Below are 14,382 nucleotides of genomic sequence, written 5' to 3'. Positions count from 1 at the left end.
CCAAGCAGCCTCAGGCGAGCCCGGGAGTCGGGTCGGGCGGCAGCGGCGCGGCCGGCTCGCGGTTGCGCAGCCAGGCCCAGACGGCGCCGACCACGCCGACGAGGATCGAGATCAGGACGTTCCATCCGGTGGCCGCGACCAGGCCGATCGAGGCGAGCACCGAGACGCATGCGGCCCACCAGCCCCGGGTGCCGCCGGGAAGCAGCCGTACGGCGGCCACCGTGGCGACGAGGTAGGCCAGCGCGAACGTTCCCGTCGTGACCAGCAGCGTGCGCTCGGTGCCGGTGCCGGTGAGCGCCATGACGGCCAGTGTGCCCAGCCCGAGGAGTGACACCACAGCGAGTGACCGACGCGGCTCGCCACGCTGGTCGAGCCACCCCGGCAGCGACCGCTCCTGGGCGAGCGCCGCGCCCAGCCGGGCCGCACCGGCGAAGTAGGAGTTCATCGTGCCGATCGTCAGCAGCAGCGCGACGACGGTCATCACGGGCCGGGCGACGCCGCCGATGCCGACCACCAGGAGGGCGGAGAGCGGCGCCCTGCCGGGGTCGCCGCCGAGCACGGCCGTGGTCGCGAAGGCGACGCCCAGATAGAGCACCGCGACGATCGCGAGCGTGGCGGCCGCTGCCCGGGGGATGTCACGAGCCGGATGGGCGTACTCCCCGGAGACCGACGCCATGATCTCCCACCCGGCGAACGCCCAGACGAGGGCACCGGCGGCTGCCACGACGCCATGGAAGCCGTGCGGCGCGAAGGGGTGGAGGTTGCTCGCCCGGGCATGCGGCAGCGCGATCAGCACCGTCACCGCGAGCACCGCCGCGAGCACGATCGCGATGGCCAGCTGGACCCGCGCCGACAGCCTGATCCCGAACCAGTTGAGGGTCGTGACGATCAGGATGATCCCGGCCGCGACGGCCAGGGTCGTGCCGCGTCCCCGGCCGAGGTAGTCGGCGACGTACTCGCCGGCGAATCCGGCCGCCACCGGTGCGCCGATGCCGATGGTCAGGAAGAAGGCGCACCCGAGCGCGGTGGCGGCGTGGTCGCCGAAGGCGAGGCGGGCGTAGGTGGTCACCCCGCCGCCGCCCGGGTAGCGGGCGCCGAGAGCGGCGAAGGTCGCCGCGAGCGGGATCGAGACCAGCAGCAGCGAGGCCCACGCCAGGAGCGAGGCCGGGCCCGCCTTGGTCGCGGCGATCGCGGGCAGCGAGATCACGCCGGTGCCCAGCACCGCCCCGAGCGTGAGCGCCGTGCCCTGCAGAACGGAGATGCCGGGCCGCGATCCAGTCATGTCGCGAACGCTAGCGCCGACCCCTGACAAATCCGTTGGTGCCTCGTGCGAGAGTTTTCTGCATGAGCGAACCCGCCATCGAGCCGGACACCAAGGACTGGACCTGGGTCCTCGACGAGGCCTGCCCCGAGTGCGGCTTCGAGGCGCAACGCGTCACCGTCGATCGGCTCGCGCCGATCCTGCGCGACAACGCCACGGCATGGGAGCGGGTGCTCGCCGATGCGTCCGCGCGCGTACGACCGCGCGACGGTGTGTGGTCGCCGCTCGAGTACGGCGCGCACGTACGCGACGTCCACCTCGTCTTCGCGGAGCGGGTGCGCCTGATGCTGGCCGAGGATGAGCCGACCTTCGCCAACTGGGACCAGGACGAGACGGCGATCGAGAAGCGCTACGACCGCAGCGACCCGCAGGTCGTCTCCGAGGAGCTGCTCGACGCCGCCGCGAAGGTGGCTGACCTCTACGACACCGTGCCGCCCGGCGCATGGGGGCGGCGCGGGCTGCGCTCCAACGGCAGCGAGTTCACCGTCGAGACGCTCGGCCGCTATCACCTCCATGACGTGGTCCACCACGCGTGGGACGTCACCGGCGTCCGCTGGACCGGCTGATGCGCCACACCGAGTTCTGGCGCCGGATGGAGGAGGCCCTCGGTGCGGGCTATGCCGAGGTCTGGGCCTCGCAGTTCGTCCTCGCCGACCTCGGGGGCCGCACGGCCGCCGAGGCACTCGCCGACGGCTACGCGGCCAAAGAGGTCTGGGAGGCCGTGTGGGCCGCCCGTGAGCTCCCCGCCCACCTGCGCTGAGAAATCGGGACAGGTCGCGACACGCCGCGGCATCACCTTGGATCGAACATCTGTTCGGGTTAGATTTCTTCCACAGGTGACGCTGTGAGCAGCCTTTTCCACAGGCGCCGACACCAAACTGTCGGTGGCTCCGCCTAGCGTCCAGCCTTGATGACGAAGACGCGAGGAAAAGTGGCAAAGACGGCGGGCCAGAAGGCCCCTCAGGGAAGGACCATCATGGCTGGTGGAGACCGCGAGAAGGCTCTTGAGCTGGCGCTCGCAGGCATCGAGAAGCAGTACGGCAAGGGCTCGGTCATGCGACTGGGCGATGACACCCGGGCTCCGCTCGAGGTGATCCCGACCGGCGCGATCGCGCTCGACGTGGCCCTCGGCCTCGGCGGGCTCCCGCGAGGTCGCGTCGTGGAGATCTACGGCCCGGAGTCCTCCGGTAAGACGACGGTCGCGCTGCACGCCGTCGCCAGTGCTCAGCGCGCCGGCGGCATCGTCGCCTTCATCGACGCCGAGCACGCGCTCGACCCCGACTACGCCAAGGCGCTCGGCGTCGACACCGACGCCCTGCTGGTGAGCCAGCCCGACTCCGGTGAGCAGGCGCTCGAGATCGCCGACATGCTGGTCCGCTCGGGTGCGCTCGACCTGATCGTCATCGACTCGGTCGCCGCGCTCGTGCCGCGTGCCGAGATCGAGGGTGAGATGGGTGACAGCCACGTCGGCCTGCAGGCCCGCCTCATGTCGCAGGCGCTGCGCAAGATGACCGGTGCGCTCAACCAGTCCAAGACGACGGCGATCTTCATCAACCAGCTGCGCGAGAAGATCGGCGTCATGTTCGGCTCGCCCGAGACCACCACCGGTGGTCGCGCGCTGAAGTTCTACGCGTCGGTCCGCCTCGACGTCCGCCGCATCGAGACGCTCAAGGACGGCACCGACATGGTCGGCAACCGCACCCGCGTCAAGGTGGTCAAGAACAAGGTCGCCCCGCCGTTCAAGCAGGCGGAGTTCGACATCATGTACGGCAAGGGCATCTCCCGCGAGGGCGGCCTGATCGATGTCGGGGTCGAGGCCGGCCTCGTCCGCAAGGCCGGTGCCTGGTTCACCTACGAGGGCGACCAGCTCGGCCAGGGCAAGGAGAACGCCCGCAACTTCCTCAAGGACAACCCCGACCTCGCCAACGAGCTCGAGAAGAAGATCCTCGAGAAGCTCGGCGTGGGCGCCACCGTCGACGAGGCCCCGCTGGCCGAGCCGATCGGTGTCGACGACTTCTGATCCCCGAGCAGACGGTGTCAGTGACTGACCCGTGGGCGGCCGGGAATCCGCCCGACTGGCTCGGTGACGTCTCGGTCGGGGTGGACGCGTGGACGCGTCGCGCCCCGACCGAGACGGCGGAGCCGTTCGCGCGCGTCTCCGAGCGCTCGCAGCGTCGGGGCTCCACGGGCCGTCGGCGACAGCGCACAGGCGATGGCGGCCCATCCGAGCCGCTCGACGAGGTGGCCAGCGGCCCCGATGCCGATCCCGAGTCGGTGGCGCGCAAGATCCTCCTCGATCAACTCACCGGTCAGGCCCGCACCCGCAAGGAGCTCGCGGACAGGCTGGCCAAGAAGCTGGTCCCGCAAGAGATCGCCGACCGGCTGCTCGATCGGTTCGAGGAGGTCGGCCTGATCGACGACGCCGCCTTCGCGCGGCTGTGGGTCGACAGCCGGCAGTCGGGCAAGGGACTCGCCCGGCGAGCCCTCGCCCAGGAGCTGCGTCGCAAGGGCGTTGCCGACGAGGTGGCCCGCGAGGCGCTCGACGAGGTCGACCCCGAGGACGAGGAGTCAGCGGCCCGCGAGCTGGTGGCCAAGCGGATCCGCTCGCTCGGGCGCTTCGACGAGGTCACCCAGACTCGTCGGCTCGTCGGGATGCTCGCCCGCAAGGGCTACCCGCCGGGGATGGCGATGAGCGTCGTACGCGAGGCCGTGCGGGCGGCCGCGGAGGACGACGAGGACGCGTTCTCGGATGACCTGCCAGAATCCGACGTGTGACTGTCACGAAGCTGGCCCGTGCTCTGCGTCTCAAGCCGGGCGCGGTCGACCTGTCCGACTACTCGACCGATGCCACGCCCGCCATCAAAGGTGGGCGCAAGCAGGGGGAGCGGGAGCTCCAGGAGCTCGGCGAGGAGCTCCTCGATCTCCAGTCCAAGCTCTTCGCGCTCGGCAAGAGCGGAGATCGCCGACGCCTCCTCCTCGTCCTGCAGGGGATGGACACCTCCGGCAAGGGCGGCGTCCTGGTCCACACCGTCGGCCTGATGGACCCGCAGGGTCTACGGATCACCTCCTTCAAGGCGCCGACCGAGGAGGAGCGAGAGCACGACTTCCTGTGGCGCATCGAGAAGGTCGTTCCCGGTGCCGGCTACGTCGGCGTCTTCGACCGGTCCCACTACGAGGACGTCCTCATCGGCCGGGTCCGCGAGCTCGCCACGCCTCCCGAGATCGAACGCCGCTACGACGCCATCAACGAGTTCGAGAAGCGTCTCGTCGACGACGGCACCGTGATCGTGAAGTGCATGCTGCACATCTCACCCGAGGAGCAGCTGCAGCGCCTCCAGCGCCGCCTCGACGATTCCAGCAAGTACTGGAAGTACAACGCCGGCGACCTCGACGAGCGTCAGCTCTGGGCCGACTACACCCGGGCGTACGAGATCGCGCTCGAGCGCACCGACACCGAGCACGCGCCGTGGTTCGTGGTCCCCAGCGACCGGAAGTGGTACCGCAACCTCGCGGTGGCCGAGCTTCTGCTCGAGGCGCTGCGCGGGATGGATCTCGGGTGGCCGGAGGCCGGCTTCGACCTCGAGGCGGAGCGTAAGCGGGTCGAGACCGACACCATCACCTCCAAGAGCGTCGCCAAGGTGCTCGAGCAGCGCCGCAAGGAGTTGAGCGCGTGACCCTGCAGCGCGTCACCGTCACCCGCTACGTCACCCCGCTGCGTGAGGGCGGCAGCCTGCCCGGCATCGTCGAGGGCGATGACCTCGGCACCTACGTCTGCAAGTTCCGCGGCGCCGGCCAAGGACTGCGCGTCCTGGTCGCCGAGGTGATCGCCAGCGGCATCGCGACCCGCCTCGGCCTCAAGACGCCGCGTCTCGTGATGCTCGACGTCGACCCCGCGATCGCCCGCTACGAGGCCGACGAGGAGGTCCAGGACCTCCTCAACGCGAGCGCCGGTCTCAACCTCGGCATCGACTTCCTGCCCGGCGCCTTCGGCTACGACGGTGATGTCGTCGGTGGGACCGATCCCGCCCGCGTGCTGTGGTTCGACGCCTTTATCGCCAACGTCGACCGCAGCTTCCGCAACCCCAACCTGCTGCTGTGGGGCAGCGACCTGTGGGTCATCGACCACGGCGCCAGCCTCTACTTCCACCACGCCTGGGCGGGCGGCGTCACCGATCCGCAGCGGTTCGCCAACCAGCCCTGGAACAGCGACGAACACATCTTCGGTGCCTACGCCGACCGGCTGAAGGGCGTCGACGACGAGGTCACGCCACTGCTCGACGAGGCGGCGCTCACCGCGATCGTCGCCGAGGTCCCCGACGAGTGGCTCGAGCCGGTGCCCGGCGCCGCGACCCCGGCCGAGCTGCGTGCGGCGTACGTCCGCTTCCTGCTCACGCGACTCGGCACCCGCCAGTGGCTGCCGACGGCGGTGAGCGCGTGAGCACCCTGAAGCCGTACCAGTACGTCGTGCTGCGTTGCGTGCCCCGTCCCGACCGCGAGGAGTTCCTCAACGTCGGTGTCGTGCTGTTCTGCGAGGAGGACGGCTTCCTCGACGCCGCCTGGCACCTCGAGCGTGCGCGCATCGCGGCCTTCGCCGGCGACCTGTCGGTGGAGCGACTCGAGTCCGCGCTCGACGCGGTCGACGACATCTGCCGCGGCCGCGCGCATGCCGGCTTCGCGACCGGCCAGCGCGCCACGGCGTACGGCACCCGCGAGCTGGTCGACACCGCCAACTCCCGCTTCGGCCTGCTCAAGGCGCCCAAGAGCACGGTGCTCCAGCCCGGCCCGGTCCACGGCGGTCTCACCGCGGATCCGGCCGCCGAGCTCGACCGCCTGTTGGAGCGTCTCGTCGGCTAACCCCGAGATCGCAGCAAGGACCGCCGAGTTTGCACCTCAGGTGCAAACTCGGCGGTCCTTGCTGCAAATTCGGCGTCAGACGGGGACGAGCTCCACGGCCCCGACGGCATACCGCGCGAGGACCGTGCGGGCGACCTCGGGGTGGGCGCCCAGCGGCTCGGAGACCGCGACGGCGCCGGCCTCGATGGCCAGCTCGGCGGCGCGGTCCGGCAGGAAGCCAGGTGCCAGGAAGAGCGACGCCACCGCGATGTGGCGGCGACCCTCGCCGCGGAACGCCCGCACCGCCTCACCGGTCGCCGGCGGCGCCGATGAGGCGTACGCGGCGGTGACGGGCAGCCTGTGGTGGGCACCCCAGATCCGCGCCAGTCGGGCGACGGTCTGGTTGGCGAGCGGGTCCGAGGAACCGGCCGCGGCGAGCACCAGGGCGTCCAGCTCGCGCACCCGGGCAACCGACAGGGCGGCGCGCAGGCGCTCGTCGAGAACCTCGAGGAAACAGGCCTCGAGACCGAGGATCGCGGTCGCCCGCACCTTCACCTCGGGGTGCTTCGCCGTGACCTCGGCGACGGCGGAGGGTACATCGACCTTGGCGTGGTAGGCCTCCGTCAACAGCAGCGGTACAACGACGATCTCGTCGTGCCCGGCCTTGACGAGCCTGTCGACGACGGTGTGGAACGTCGGCTTCGACAGCTCGAGGAAAGCCGCCTCGACGCGGAGGTCGGGACGCTGGGCGCGGACCTCGGCGACGAGTGCGTTGATGGTGGCGGCGGAACGGGGGTCACGGCTTCCGTGAGCGAGCGCCACCAGGGCGGGGGCTGCCATCAGTGGTCTCCCTTCGTGGTCGTAACGGAGTGAGGGGGCAGGCGGAGCATCAGGTGTGGATGCCGCACTCGGTCTTGTTCATGCCGGCCCAGCGCCCGCTGCGCGGGTCCTCGCCGGGGGCGACGCGGCGGGTGCAGGGGGCGCAGCCGATCGACGGGTAGCCGTCGTAGACGAGCGGGTTGACCAGGATGCCGTTGTCGGCGATGTAGGCCTCGACCTGCTCGTCGGACCAGCGGGCGATGGGGGAGACCTTGACCTTCCCCTTCTTCGCGTCCCAGCCGACGACCGGCGCGATCACCCGGTTGTGGGTCTCGGCGCGGCGCAGCCCGGTCGCCCAGGCGTCGTAGCCCGCCAGGCCCTCGGCCAGCGGCTTGACCTTGCGCAGCGCGCAGCACAGGTCGGGGTCGCGGGCGAACAGGTCCTTGCCGTACTCGGCGTCCTGCTCCGCGACCGACTGCACGGGCGTGAGAGTGATCAGGTTGACCGGCAGGGTCGCCTCGACCGCGTCACGGGTGCCGATGGTCTCGATGAAGTGGTAGCCGGTGTCGAGGAAGACGACGTCGATGCCGGGCACCACCTTCGAGGCGAGGTGCGCGAGCACCGCGTCGCCCATCGAGGAGGTCACGCAGAACCGGTCGCCGAAGGTCGCCGCGGCCCACTCGATGATGACCTCGGCAGGCGCCAGCTCCAGCTCGGCACCCCAGTGGGAAACGAGCTCGCGCAGCTCCTCGGGCGTACGGCCCTCGGTGTGCGACCCGCGGTTCGCGCGGGCCGCGGCAGTGGAGAGGCTCACGAGGAGACCTCCTCCAGCGACTTGTCGCCGCGCAGCAGCGCCTCGTCCGCCCGCTCGATCCAGTCCGCGAACCGCTCGCCGGAGCCCGTACGGTCGGCGAGGTAGTTGCGGACGACGGTCTCGACATAGGCGTCGAGTCCGGCGCTGGTCACCTTGTGGGCACGCAGCTTGCGACCCCAGCGGGTGATCTCGCCGATACCGCCGCCGAGGTGGACCTGGAAGCCCTCGACCTGGTTGCCGGCGTCGTCCATGACGAGCTGGCCCTTGAGGCCGATGTCGGCGACCTGCGATCGGGCGCAGGAGTTGGGGCAGCCGTTGACGTTGATGGTCACCGGCACGTCGAGGTCGGGCAGCTTGTCCTCGAGCGAGGAGATCAGGTCGATGGCGCGCTGCTTGGTCTCGACGATGGCGAGCTTGCAGTACTCGATCCCGGTGCACGACATGGTGGAGCGGCGCCAGTTGGAGGGGTTGGCCTGCAGACCGATCTTGTCGAGCTCGGCGACCAGCGCGTCGACCTGGCCGGCCTCGACGCCGAGGACGACGAGCTTCTGGTACGAGGTGAGGCGTGCACCGAGCGCGCCGTACTGCTCGAGCAGGTCGGCCAGCGCGAGCAGCAGGCCGCCGTTGATCCGGCCGACCGTCGGCGCGAGGCCGAGGTAGAACTTGCCGTCCTTCTGCTCGTGCACGCCGATGTGGTCGCCGCTGCGGGTCGCGGCGACGGGCGACTCGTGCGAGATGAGCTCACGCTCGAGGTACTCGTTCTCGAGGACCTCGCGGAACTTCTCCTTGCCCCAGTCGGCCACCAGGAACTTCAGCCGGGCCTTGGAGCGCAGCCGGCGGTAGCCGTAGTCGCGGAAGATGCCCGCGACGCCGGCCCAGACGTCCGGCACCTCGTCGAGCGGGATCCACACGCCGAGGCGCTGGGCGAACATCGGGTTGGTGGACAGGCCGCCGCCGACCCACAGGTCGAATCCGGGGCCGTGCTCGGGGTGGACGACGCCGACGAACGCGACGTCGTTGACCTCGGGCGCGCCGTCCAGGCTCGGGTGGCCGCTGACCGAGGTCTTGAACTTGCGCGGGAAGTTCGAGAACTCCGGGTTGTTCAGGTAGCGGCGCTTGATCTCCTCGAGCGCCGGGGTGCCGTCGATGATCTCGTCCTGCGCGACGCCGGCGACGGGGGAGCCGAGGAACGGGCGAGGGCTGTCGCCGCACGCCTCGACGGTCTGCAGGCCCACCGACTCGAGCCGCTCCCAGATGGAGGGGACGTCCTTGATGTCGATCCAGTGCAGCTGGATGTTCTGCCGATCGGTGATGTCGGCGCTGCCGCGGGCGTAGTCCGTCGAGATGCCGCCGAGCTCGCGCAGCGCGGCGGGCGACAGGATGGCGCCGTCGGTACGGATCCGCATCATGAAGAAGCGGTCGTCCAGCTCCTCCTCGGGCAGCGAGCCGGTCTTGCCGCCGTCGATCCCGGGCTTGCGCTGGGTGTAGAGACCCATCCAGCGGAAGCGGCCGCGCAGGTCGGCCGGGTCGATCGAGTCGAAGCCGCGCTTGGAGTAGGTGTAGAGGATCCGGTTCCGCACGTTCAGCGGGTCGTCGTCCTTCTTCGACTGCTCGTTCTTGTTGAGCGGCTCGGTGTAGCCGAGCGCCCACTGACCCTCCGCGCGCTTGGGGCGCGGGATCTCGGTCTTGGTCGCAGTCTTCGCCGTGAAGCGCAGGTCAGGCATCGGTGTCAGAGTTCCTAGCGTGTGAAGACGCGCTGTACGAAGGCCCCGATGGGATGTGGAGGGGTGGTCCTCGTGCTCGCGCGCCCGGGGAGGTCGGTCGGGCGGCGGTTCAACAGCTGGTGCCGAGCGGGATGGCGTCGGGCCCAGGTGTCGAGGTCAGCGAGGCCAACAGATCATGCTGCGGGTACGCCCGAAGTCCACGTGGCGACGGACCACGAGGTACATGTGCGTTGCAGCGGAGACCATGGCGACGAGTCTCAACCCTCGGACAGGGTTGCGACAAGCACGTATCCCGTATTGCGAGACGCCTGTCCGTGATGTGGACGGCGCGTCCCGCTGGGAGCGGCACCGTGTGGTCCACGTCACCTCGGACGGGGGTCGTCGCCGATCATGCGTTCCGAGGGGTCCTGTCACTAGGATTCGCGCTATGGCTGACCTGTCGTCCCTGACCAGCTCCGCGTACCAGCAGGCTCTCGAGGTGATCGCCTCGGTCGAGCCGCGTGTTGCGGAGGCCACGCGCAAGGAGCTCGCCGACCAGCGAGCCTCCCTCAAGCTCATCGCCTCGGAGAACTACGCCTCCCCGGCCGTGCTCATGACGATGGGCACCTGGTTCTCGGACAAGTACGCCGAGGGAACCGTCGGCCATCGCTTCTACGCGGGCTGCCAGAACGTCGATACCGTCGAGGCCCTCGCCGCCGAGCACGCCCGCGAGCTCTTCGGCGCCGAGTACGCCTACGTGCAGCCGCACTCCGGCATCGACGCCAACCTCACCGCGTACTGGGCGATCCTCGCCCACCGCGTCGAGGGCCCGTGGCTGCAGAACGCCGGCGTGAAGAACATGAACGACCTGTCCGAGGCCGACTGGGAGAAGCTCCGCAACGAGCTCGGCAACCAGCGCCTGCTCGGCATGAGCCTGGACGCGGGCGGACACCTCACCCACGGCTTCCGCCCCAACATCTCCGGCAAGATGTTCCACCAGAACCAGTACGGCACCGACCCGGAGACGGGCCTGCTCGACTACGACGCCGTGGCCAAGAAGGTCAAGGAGTTCAAGCCGCTCATCCTGGTCGCCGGCTACTCCGCGTACCCGCGCCGGGTGAACTTCGCCAAGATGCGCGAGATCGCCGACTCGGTGGGTGCGACCCTCATGGTCGACATGGCCCACTTCGCCGGCCTGGTCGCCGGCAAGGTCTTCACCGGGGAGGAGAACCCGGTTCCCTACGCCCACGTCGTCACCTCGACGTCGCACAAGTCGCTGCGGGGCCCGCGCGGTGGCTTCATCCTCTCCACGGAGGAGTACGCGCCGTCGGTCGACCGCGGCTGCCCGATGGTCCTCGGTGGCCCGCTCTCGCACGTGATGGCCGCCAAGGCCGTCGCCTTCGCCGAGGCCCGTCAGGACTCGTTCCGCACCTACGCGCAGAACGTCGCCGACAACGCCCAGTCGCTCGCCCAGGGCTTCCTGTCGCGCGGCGCCAACCTCGTCACCGGCGGCACGGACAACCACATCGTCCTGCTCGACGTCTCCAACTTCGGCCTCACCGGCCGCCAGGCGGAGTCGGCGCTGCTCGACGCCGGCGTCGTCACCAACCGAAACTCCGTCCCCTCCGACCCGAACGGCGCGTGGTACACGTCCGGCGTCCGACTCGGCACCCCGGCGCTGACCTCTCGCGGCTTCGGCCACGACGAGTTCGACAAGGTCGCCGAGCTCATCGTCGACGTCCTGAAGAACACCGAGGCCGGCACCACCAAGGACGGCGGTGTCTCCAAGGCGTCGTATGTCCTGGCGGACGGCGTGGCCGACCGCACCAAGGCAGCGAGCGCCGAGCTCCTCGAGAAGAACCCGCTCTACCCGGGCCTCGAGCTCAGCTAGCGGTCGGTGCTCGGTCGCCGAGCCTGTCGAGGCGCCTCGACAAGCTCGGCGACCGTGAGTTCGGCGACCGTGAGTTCGGCGACCGTGAGTTCGGCGACCGTGAGTTCGGCGTCCGTGAGTTCGGCGTCCGTGAGCTCGGCGTCCGTGAGTTCGGTGGGCGGCGCTTCAGAGGCGGGCGTCCATCTTCTCCATCACACCGCGGACCGCATCCACGGTACGGCCGCCGATCTGGCCCGACCAGGTGCCGTAGAGCTGCCAGTAGTCGATGGTGGCCACGAGCAGCTGGTGCTTGACGTCCTTGCGCCCGTCCGGGGTGAAGGTGACGTCGAGCCGGCCGTCGTGGGAGAAGCCGTGCCAGCGAGGAAGGGCGTCGGACGCAGGGTCGGTCTCCGCCACGAAGGCGACCTGGTCGAGCCCGACGCAGGTCGGCGTGCCGTCCTCGCCCGGCAGCCAGAGGCACGACTCGCCGGGCGTGTTCGCGGCGTCGGGACGCTCGCAGAAGTTGGCGCCGACGATGCCGTCGTCGTGCCGCACGGCGAAGGTGCCCCACAGCCAGTGCGTGCGGTACGGCAGGAACGTCTTGTGCTCGTCGAGGATGACCAGGTCGCGGGCGGGGTCGAAGACGTAGGTGTGCTCGCCGACCGTGAGGGTGCCGGCGACGGGGAAGACCAGCTTGTGGGTGTACATCTCGCCGCGGGGAAGCAGCGGCTGGCTGACCGAGAGCGGTGCCGAGGCGCCGGAGCCGTCCAGCTCCAGGTCCGCCCTGATGGGCAGCTGGCCGGACCGCGACGCCGCGATGTCGACGTGGATCCGGTGGGTGCCGCCGAGCGGACTGAGGTCGTACGCGATCCGGTAGCCCGGCCGCTCGATCCGCGGCGACGACCCGTAGAGCGCCTCGGGGAGTCGCAGGCTGCCGCCGCGCGCGTTGGCGCTGTGCTGGGTGAGCCGCTGGGTCGCGGCGTCGCGGACGTAGATCTCCGAGCTGGCCAGGTAGTTCGCGTCCTGCAGGATCATCGAGGCGGAGAGCTCGGGGTGCATGAAGGTCCAGCCGACCCACTCCTTGAGCCGCAACCGCTGCAGCGTGCGGCGCGGGCCGGCGAAGGCGTCGAGCGGGTTGACCCGGGTGGGGCGGACGTCGAAGAGCCCGGTGGCTCGGTGTCCCTGGGTGACCAGCGTCTCCATGCCGACGAACCTAGCGGCTCGCCGCGGCAGAGGAGGGACGGTTCGTCGTCTCAGTCCAGGCGGAGGGCGCGCTGCACATGCCGCAGCGCCTCGACGGGCGACAACCCGAGGGCGACGGCCCGTTCGGCGTAGGCGGCTGCGGCGGCGCGAGCCTCGCGCTCGACCCCGGCTCCGGCGACGAAGCTGCCCGCCCGGCCGCGGGTCTCGATGACGCCGGCCTGCTCCAGCTCGCGGTAGGCCTTGGCGACGGTGTTCGCGGCCAGGCCGAGCTGCTCGGCGAGCTGGCGTACGGGCGGCAGACGGGTGCCGGCGGGCAGCTCGCCGCTCGCCGCCTGCGCGGTGATCCGGGCCTTGACCTGCTCGTACGGCGGCTCGGCGGCACCGGGGTCGATCGTGATCATCCGCCCATCCCCTCGGGTCGACGGATGGTGATCCAGGAGACGGCGCCGCCGGCGACCAGGAGCGCCGCGCAGATCAGCATCGCGTGACCGAAGGCGCTGTCGAAGGCGACCGGGTCGGCGTACTCGTCGCCGCTGAGGCCGACGGCGACCGGCAGAGCAGCGACCGCGAGCAGCGAGCCCGAGCGGGCGACGGCGTTGTTGACGCCGCTGGCCAGGCCGGCCTGCTCGTCGGGTGCGGCGGCCAGGACGGTCGCGGTGAGCGGCGCGACCATCATCGCCAGACCGGCCCCGAAGAAGGTCACCGGGGGCAGGACGTCGGTCCAGTAGTCGGCGTCGGGGCCGATGCGGGTCAACGCCAGGGTGCCGAGCGCCATCACGAGCGGTCCGACGCTCATCGGGATGCGCGGGCCGATCCGCTGGGCGAGGCGTCCGCCGGAGGAGGCGAACAGCACCATCATCACGGTCAGCGGGACGAACGCGGCCCCGGCGACCAGCGCCGACCAGCCGGCGGCGGTCTGCAGCTCGAGCACGACGAAGAAGGTGAGCGAGCCGAGCGCGCCGTAGACCAGCAGGGTCATCGCGTTCGAGGCGCTGAACGTCAGGTCGTGGAAGAGCCGCAGGTCGAGCATCGGCTCCGCGACCCGGCGCTCGACCATCACGAAGGCGACCCCGGCCCCGACGCCGACGACGGCGGCGATGAGGGCGGCGGCCCCGCCCCACTCGATCAGCGCGTACGTGGTTCCGCCGAGCGCCACCGCCGCGAGCACGGCGCCGGCCATGTCGAAGCGGGAGGAGGCGTGCGGATCCCTCGTCTCCGGCACCGCACGGGTCGCGATCAGCACGGTGATGGCGGCAAGCGGCAGGTTGAGCAGGAAGATCCAGCGCCAGTTGGCGTAGTCGATGAGCGTGCCGCCGATGAAGGGGCCGATCGCCGCGGCGATGCTGCCCAGCCCCGACCAGGCGCCGATCGCCGGAGCCCGGTCCTCGGGCGCGAAGGCGCCCTGGATCATCGCCAGGCTGCCGGGGGTGAGCAGGGCGCCGCCGATGCCCTGGAGGGCGCGGGCGCCGATCAGCACGTCGGCGGACGGGGCCAGGCCGCAGGCCAGTGACGCCGCCGCGAACCACACCACGCCGATCACGAAGACCCGCCGACGCCCGAAGCGGTCGCCGAACGACCCGCCCAGCAGGATCAGGCTCGCCAGGGTGAGCAGGTAGGCGTTCGTGATCCACTGCAGCTGCGCCAGCGAGGCGTCGAGGTCCTCGCCGATGCGGTGCAGTGCGACGTTGACGACCGTGCCGTCCAGCAGTGCCATGCCCGAGCCGAGCGTGGCCGCGGCGACCACCGCGCGCCCGACGGGCGTGCCCATCCGGACCCCGGGAGTGGCCGGCGTTGCGGCCGGCGTCGCGGTCATCACCGC

At 70.7% G+C, this 14,382-nt stretch carries 15 protein-coding genes; 8 read left to right on the top strand and 7 right to left on the bottom strand.

The window, feature by feature from the left end; all coding sequences use genetic code 11:
• Positions 1-10: 10 nt before the first annotated feature.
• Positions 11-1,282, bottom strand: coding sequence for an APC family permease (locus ACZ5L9_RS18430; RefSeq protein ID WP_464530587.1), 1,272 nt, complete (start codon positions 1,280-1,282; stop codon positions 11-13).
• Positions 1,283-1,344: 62 nt separating this feature from the next.
• Between ACZ5L9_RS18430 and ACZ5L9_RS18425 the strand changes: the two genes are divergently transcribed.
• From ACZ5L9_RS18425 to ACZ5L9_RS18395, 7 genes are all read left to right on the top strand, one after another.
• Entirely contained in the window at positions 1,345-1,887 is a 543-nt protein-coding gene (locus tag ACZ5L9_RS18425) for a DinB family protein (RefSeq protein WP_464530583.1), read from the top strand.
• Positions 1,887-2,081 (top strand): DUF3046 domain-containing protein, encoded by a 195-nt coding sequence (locus ACZ5L9_RS18420; RefSeq protein ID WP_464530579.1) that lies wholly within the window; start codon positions 1,887-1,889, stop codon positions 2,079-2,081. The genes ACZ5L9_RS18425 and ACZ5L9_RS18420 overlap by 1 nt, the downstream gene beginning before the upstream one ends.
• A gap of 216 nt (positions 2,082-2,297) precedes the next feature.
• Positions 2,298-3,341 carry a recombinase RecA gene (recA, locus tag ACZ5L9_RS18415; RefSeq protein ID WP_464530575.1) on the top strand — a complete coding sequence of 348 codons (1,044 nt, stop codon included), beginning with the start codon at positions 2,298-2,300 and terminating at the stop codon, positions 3,339-3,341.
• 20 nt (positions 3,342-3,361) lie between these two features.
• Positions 3,362-4,096 (top strand): regulatory protein RecX, encoded by a 735-nt coding sequence (locus ACZ5L9_RS18410; protein WP_464530572.1) that lies wholly within the window; start codon positions 3,362-3,364, stop codon positions 4,094-4,096.
• Positions 4,093-4,995 (top strand): PPK2 family polyphosphate kinase, encoded by a 903-nt coding sequence (locus ACZ5L9_RS18405; protein ID WP_464530570.1) that lies wholly within the window; start codon positions 4,093-4,095, stop codon positions 4,993-4,995. Before ACZ5L9_RS18410 ends, ACZ5L9_RS18405 begins: the two co-directional genes overlap by 4 nt.
• Positions 4,992-5,759 (top strand): HipA family kinase, encoded by a 768-nt coding sequence (locus tag ACZ5L9_RS18400; protein WP_464530567.1) that lies wholly within the window; start codon positions 4,992-4,994, stop codon positions 5,757-5,759. The genes ACZ5L9_RS18405 and ACZ5L9_RS18400 overlap by 4 nt, the downstream gene beginning before the upstream one ends.
• The gene (locus ACZ5L9_RS18395) at positions 5,756-6,175 is read left to right on the top strand and encodes a DUF3037 domain-containing protein (protein ID WP_464530565.1); all 420 of its coding nucleotides are present in this window, start codon (positions 5,756-5,758) and stop codon (positions 6,173-6,175) included. Before ACZ5L9_RS18400 ends, ACZ5L9_RS18395 begins: the two co-directional genes overlap by 4 nt.
• A gap of 75 nt (positions 6,176-6,250) precedes the next feature.
• Here ACZ5L9_RS18395 and ACZ5L9_RS18390 read toward each other — a convergent pair whose 3' ends face one another.
• Genes ACZ5L9_RS18390 through ACZ5L9_RS18380 form a run of 3 tightly spaced genes read right to left on the bottom strand, consistent with a single transcriptional unit; the run spans position 6,251 to position 9,511 of the window.
• Complete coding sequence (locus ACZ5L9_RS18390; protein ID WP_464530562.1) at positions 6,251-6,994, bottom strand: sirohydrochlorin chelatase; 744 nt, start codon at positions 6,992-6,994, stop codon at positions 6,251-6,253.
• A gap of 49 nt (positions 6,995-7,043) precedes the next feature.
• Positions 7,044-7,787: a phosphoadenylyl-sulfate reductase gene (locus ACZ5L9_RS18385; RefSeq protein ID WP_464530559.1), complete on the bottom strand. Its 744-nt coding sequence runs from the start codon at positions 7,785-7,787 to the stop codon at positions 7,044-7,046.
• On the bottom strand, positions 7,784-9,511 hold the full coding sequence (locus tag ACZ5L9_RS18380) for a nitrite/sulfite reductase (RefSeq protein WP_464530556.1): 1,728 nt from the start codon (positions 9,509-9,511) through the stop codon (positions 7,784-7,786). The genes ACZ5L9_RS18385 and ACZ5L9_RS18380 overlap by 4 nt, the downstream gene beginning before the upstream one ends.
• A 427-nt stretch (positions 9,512-9,938) precedes the next feature.
• Between ACZ5L9_RS18380 and ACZ5L9_RS18375 the strand changes: the two genes are divergently transcribed.
• Complete coding sequence (locus tag ACZ5L9_RS18375; protein ID WP_464530554.1) at positions 9,939-11,381, top strand: glycine hydroxymethyltransferase; 1,443 nt, start codon at positions 9,939-9,941, stop codon at positions 11,379-11,381.
• Between the two features lie 165 nt (positions 11,382-11,546).
• On the opposite strand, the gene ACZ5L9_RS18370 is transcribed toward ACZ5L9_RS18375, so the two are convergent.
• The 3 genes from ACZ5L9_RS18370 to ACZ5L9_RS18360 are packed head-to-tail and all read right to left on the bottom strand — an operon-like array spanning position 11,547 to position 14,376.
• A complete protein-coding gene (locus ACZ5L9_RS18370; protein WP_464530550.1) occupies positions 11,547-12,563 on the bottom strand; it encodes a DUF2804 family protein in 1,017 nt (338 codons plus the stop codon).
• Between the two features lie 50 nt (positions 12,564-12,613).
• Positions 12,614-12,964, bottom strand: a complete 351-nt coding sequence (locus ACZ5L9_RS18365) for a GntR family transcriptional regulator (RefSeq protein ID WP_464530547.1) — start codon at positions 12,962-12,964, stop codon at positions 12,614-12,616.
• Positions 12,961-14,376 carry an MFS transporter gene (locus tag ACZ5L9_RS18360; RefSeq protein WP_464530543.1) on the bottom strand — a complete coding sequence of 472 codons (1,416 nt, stop codon included), beginning with the start codon at positions 14,374-14,376 and terminating at the stop codon, positions 12,961-12,963. Before ACZ5L9_RS18360 ends, ACZ5L9_RS18365 begins: the two co-directional genes overlap by 4 nt.
• Between the last annotated feature and the right edge of the window lie 6 nt (positions 14,377-14,382).

It is taken from the genome of Nocardioides sp. JCM 18998 (assembly GCF_055391535.1).
This window is presented reverse-complemented; position numbering and strand designations above follow the sequence as displayed.